Genomic DNA, 3,032 nt, shown 5'->3' with positions numbered 1-3,032 from the left:
ACAGCGGTGAAGGCCTGAAAAGGCCGTCAAACCACGTCCCGTCGAAATCTGTCGCTGGCCGCCTTATCTGGTCCGAGCAACGCGTCAGATATCATCCGCAGTGAGTTTTCACACAGCCTAGGCCCATAAGGGGCGAAGTACAGCGCATTCTTTCTCGCGCACATGAGATGGGCGAGAAAGGCAACCGGCTCTGACCTGCAGCGCCCAAAGCCGAATTATATTGTTCCATCCCCTCACGCCCTTGTAGCCTTGCCTTCCCCCCCCATCCTTGCCAAGCAGTCCCCCGAGCCCAAGCCCCAAGGTGACCGATGGCCAGCCCGCGCCCCTTTTCCGCCTATGAGTTCATGATCGCATGGCGCTACCTGCGCGCCCGCCGTGCCGAAGGCGGCGTCAGCGTCATGACCTGGATCAGCCTAATCGGCATCACGCTGGGGGTCGCCGCGCTCATCGCGACCCTTGCCGTGCGCGCAGGCTTTCGCGAGGAATTCGTTGACACCATCCTTGGCGCCAATGCCCATAGTTCGGTCTATTACGCGCCGACCTCGGTCTATAACGACCTGACCGAGGAAACCTATACGGCGCCCGGCCGGATCGAGGATGCCGATGCGCTGGCTGCCCGCATCGCCGCGCTGCCCGATGTGGTGCGCGCCACCCCGGTCGTGCGCGGTCAGGCCATGCTCAGCGCCAATGACCAGAATAACGTGGCCGAGGTCTATGGCGTCACCCTCGCCGATCTGAAAGCCATGCCTCGCATCGCCGACCCGGCCAATTCCATGGGCAACCTCGACGATTTCGGGCGCGAGGGCGTCAATGGCATCGCGCTGGGGGTCGAACTGGCACGCGAACTCGGCGTCTCGGTCGGTGACAAGGTGCAGCTGATTTCGCCGCAAGGCGCGCAGACCGCCGTCGGCACCACCCCCCGGATCGAGACCTATGACGTGGTCTATATCTTCTCGGCCGGGCGCTATGACATCGACAAGACCCGCGCCTATCTGCCGATGCCTGCCGCGCAGGCCTTCTTCAACCGCGAAGGCGTCGCCGACGAGATCGAGATCTTCGTCAAGGACCCCGAGCGCGTCGATGCCCTGACGCCGGCGCTGATGCAGACGGCGGGCGAACGCGCGCTGGTCTGGACATGGAAAGACGCCAATGGCGGCTTCCTGCGTGCGCTGACGATGGAGGACAATGTGATGTTCGTCATCCTGTCGATCCTCGTGCTGATCGCCTCGATGAACATCACCTCGGGGCTGATCATGCTGGTCAAGAACAAGGGCCGCGACATCGGCATCCTGCGCACCATGGGCCTGACCGAAGGCGCGATCCTGCGTGTGTTTTTCCTCTGCGGCGCCTTCACCGGCGTCATCGGCACGCTGGCCGGTGTGGCGCTGGGGGTGCTGTTTGCGCTGAACGTCCAGCATGTGCTGGATTTCGTGAACCTGATTACGGGCGGCGGGGCATGGGACGCCTCGGTGCGCGGCATCTATGAACTGCCGGCGAAACTGCGCGCCTGGGACGTGGCGAAATCGGTGCTGCTGTCGCTGGGGCTGGCCTTTGTCGTCACCATCTTCCCGGCCCGTCGGGCCGCCCGCATGAACCCGGTTGAGGCGCTGCGCTATGAGTGACGTTCTGGTTCTGGATCGGGTCAGCAAGACCTATGGCAAGCGCGGCCCGGCCCCGGTCGAGGTGCTGCGCGATCTGTCGCTCTCGGTCGGTCGGGCCGAGGTGGTGGCGCTGGTCGCGCCCTCGGGCGCCGGGAAATCGACGCTGCTGCATATCGCGGGGCTCTTGGACAGTCCCGACAGCGGTCGCGTGGTGCTGAACGGCCGCGACATGACCGGGCAGGGCGACCGCGCCCGGACCGAGGCGCGACGGCAGGATCTGGGCTTTGTCTATCAGTTCCACCACCTGCTGCCCGAATTCTCGGCCGCCGAAAACATCGTGCTGCCGCAGCTCGCGAACGGCGTCCCGGGCGCGCAGGCCCGGGCACGCGCCGCCGATCTGCTGGATCGGGTCGGGCTTGCGCATCGCGCCGAACATCGCCCGGCGCAGCTTTCGGGCGGCGAGCAGCAGCGCGTGGCCTTTTGCCGGGCGCTGGCCAATGGCCCCTCGCTGCTTCTGGCCGATGAGCCGACCGGCAACCTCGATCCCGCGACCTCGGACAAGGTGTTCGACGTGCTGATGGCATTGGTGCGCGACACCGGCCTCTCGGCGCTGATCGCCACGCATAACATGGAGCTGGCCGGCCGCATGGACCGGGTGATCCGGCTGGGCGCGCCCGAATGATGCCGGCGCTGTGTACAGCCGGTGTACGCGCGGTGTACGCCCGCTGCACGGCTGTCACAGCGCAAACCCCAGCAATTTCTGGGTCTGACCCGAATCCGCGCGGCTCGGCGCCCCCACGCAACGTGCGCAGCCGTTGCGCGGCGCTGTTGGGCCTCGCGCTCGCCGCGCCGCCCGCCGCCGCCGACCCGTTCGAGGACTTCGGCACCGCGATGAAATACGGCCTGCCACTTGCCGCCGCAGTCTGCGCCGCCGACCAGCACCGGCTGGAGGATTTCGCGGTGCGCGGTGCCTTGCAGGCTGCGCTGGTCTGGGGGCTCAAGGAATATTTCGACGGCACGCCGATCTCGCGCCGCCCGAATGGCGAAGGCAAGGGCTTCCCCTCGGGCCATACCGCCGCCGCCTTCTTCGGCGCCGCCGATCTGGCCGGAAAATGCTTTGATGACAAACCCTTGGCCGGAGCCGCCGCCTATGGCGCCGCCGGCCTGACCGGCTGGAGCCGGATCGAATCCGGCGCCCACACCCCCGAGCAAGCCTGGACCGGAGCCCTGATCGGCCTCTCCCTCGGCGCCGCCAGCTTCGGCATCGGCACCGACAAGGTCAGCTTCAGCATCGGGATGAAGTTCTAGGTCATGTTGACAAATGGCGGAGCCAGAGCCTGATGCAGGCGACGTCTACGAAGCCGAGGAAACTGTCTGCGGTTTTGTCGTAGCGGGTTGCCAGCCGGCGGCTGTTTTTCAGTTTGCTGAAGC

At 66.1% G+C, this 3,032-nt stretch carries 3 protein-coding genes and 1 pseudogene; 3 read left to right on the top strand and 1 reads right to left on the bottom strand.

Annotated features, from left to right (window positions below):
• Nucleotides 1-308 precede the first annotated feature (308 nt).
• From GL279_RS18995 to GL279_RS18985, 3 genes are all read left to right on the top strand, one after another.
• Nucleotides 309-1,622, top strand: coding sequence for a lipoprotein-releasing ABC transporter permease subunit (locus tag GL279_RS18995; RefSeq protein WP_155066160.1), 1,314 nt, complete (start codon nt 309-311; stop codon nt 1,620-1,622).
• On the top strand, nt 1,615-2,283 hold the full coding sequence (locus tag GL279_RS18990) for an ABC transporter ATP-binding protein (protein ID WP_155066159.1): 669 nt from the start codon (nt 1,615-1,617) through the stop codon (nt 2,281-2,283). Before GL279_RS18995 ends, GL279_RS18990 begins: the two co-directional genes overlap by 8 nt.
• A gap of 122 nt (nt 2,284-2,405) precedes the next feature.
• Nucleotides 2,406-2,909, top strand: a complete 504-nt coding sequence (locus GL279_RS18985; RefSeq protein ID WP_343039866.1) for a phosphatase PAP2 family protein — start codon at nt 2,406-2,408, stop codon at nt 2,907-2,909.
• 1 nt (nt 2,910) lies between these two features.
• On the opposite strand, the pseudogene GL279_RS18980 reads toward GL279_RS18985, so the two are convergent.
• Nucleotides 2,911-3,032: pseudogene (locus GL279_RS18980) on the bottom strand (IS5/IS1182 family transposase); the annotation flags it as partial.

This window comes from Paracoccus limosus, from assembly GCF_009711185.1.
GTDB lineage: Bacteria > Pseudomonadota > Alphaproteobacteria > Rhodobacterales > Rhodobacteraceae > Paracoccus > Paracoccus limosus.
The sequence above is the reverse complement of the archived record's forward strand: the minus strand, read 5'-3'. Positions and strand labels throughout refer to the sequence as shown.